Genomic DNA, 1302 nt, shown 5'->3' on the forward strand with positions numbered 1-1302 from the left:
CTATTGGAATTGTGAAGTGATACACTTAAACTAACGTACGCAGGTTTGTTGAATAAGGACTTCAAAAAATACCCTTAATTAAGCTAAAAAGTCCTTCTCTTTATTAAGAAGGACTTTTTTATGTGTTATTCCATTGTCTCATTCATTGTAATAGTTTCGCTTGCTTCATGACCAGATTCTCCATGTCCTGGTCCAAACAAATTCAATATTACAACTCCTACAAGAATCAGTGTTATTCCTGCAATGCTAGCCATGTTAAGTTTTTCCTTCCAAACTAAAACTGAAATTACTGTAGTCAAAACAAGTCCTAAACCTGCCCATAATGCATATGCAGTGTTTAAGGGGATTGTTTTTAGCGACAAGGATAAAAAGAAAAAACAACCAACGAAAGCTATTATTACCCCTATTGTAGGATAGAGTTTTGAAAAGCCTTCAGATGCTTTTAATAGGGAAGAGCCAATAATCTCCCCCACTATTGCAAGTGCTAAATATAGATATGACATTATTCGTCCTCCTGAATCATGTTTATTAGTTCATCAAAAACTTGTGTTTTTAGTTCTTCATTTAATGGTGCCATTCCAAATATTTCTGAAAACCAAAGACCATCTATGGATAATCTTGTAATTGTTATTTTGACAGGATCAATTCCATCAGTTATTAACTTTGTATGCAAAATATCGTATCTCTGCCGGAATTCATCTAATAAATCTGGATTAATAAACATAGCAGCCATTAGTGCGGAATTTAGATTATTGTTTTCTAAATCGGAAAATGTAGATTTAAGATAAGCCCTATTCCATTTTCCTATTGCGTTATCATCGTCGTTATTAACTAACGTATTAATGCATTCGAAATAATTATTTATCCAATCTTCCACCATTCCTTTAATTAATGCTTCCTTGCTAGGAAAATGGTATAATAATCCACCTTTACTCACGCCAGCTCTTTGGGCGACTGCCTCTAATGTGAGTTTGACAACTCCTTCTTCTTTTACAATTTCAGATGCAGCAATCAATATATTTTTTTTCTTATTAGCATGCTTTGAAATAGACATAATAACCTCCATAACTTAGATACATATAATATACCGTCTGGACGGTTTTTTTGTCAATCGAATTAAAGCTCTTATTTAATATCACTCTTTCACATAAAAATAATCCAATAAATTAATCTAAAGATTGTGAAGAAATGTACTTAAAGTAAAGGGAGCTTTAGTTCAACAGTCGATTTCTTAAAATCGGCTTTATTTATGGGTGAAAATTACATTACCGTTGTAAATCCGCATTTTCAGGACTCTACCCC

The 1302-nt window shown here is 32.7% G+C and carries 2 protein-coding genes; both read right to left on the minus strand.

Annotated features, from left to right (window positions below):
- Positions 1–125: 125 nt before the first annotated feature.
- Positions 126–503: a quaternary ammonium compound efflux SMR transporter QacH gene (qacH, locus tag COD11_RS24775; protein WP_000121134.1), complete on the minus strand. Its 378-nt coding sequence runs from the start codon at positions 501–503 to the stop codon at positions 126–128.
- Entirely contained in the window at positions 503–1054 is a 552-nt protein-coding gene (locus COD11_RS24780; RefSeq protein ID WP_061691482.1) for a TetR/AcrR family transcriptional regulator, read from the minus strand. The genes qacH and COD11_RS24780 overlap by 1 nt, the downstream gene beginning before the upstream one ends.
- Between the last annotated feature and the right edge of the window lie 248 nt (positions 1055–1302).

Origin of the sequence: Bacillus sp. AFS040349 (genome assembly GCF_002577655.1) — a bacterium.
Classification (GTDB): Bacteria; Bacillota; Bacilli; order Bacillales; family Bacillaceae; genus Metabacillus.

Bases quoted from the DNA above. Each gene is read 5' to 3' on its own strand.
- COD11_RS24780 (WP_061691482.1), bottom strand. From the start codon at position 1,054: ATGTCTATTTCAAAGCATGCTAATAAGAAAAAAAATATATTGATTGCT.
- qacH (WP_000121134.1), bottom strand. From the start codon at position 503: ATGTCATATCTATATTTAGCACTTGCAATAGTGGGGGAGATTATTGGC.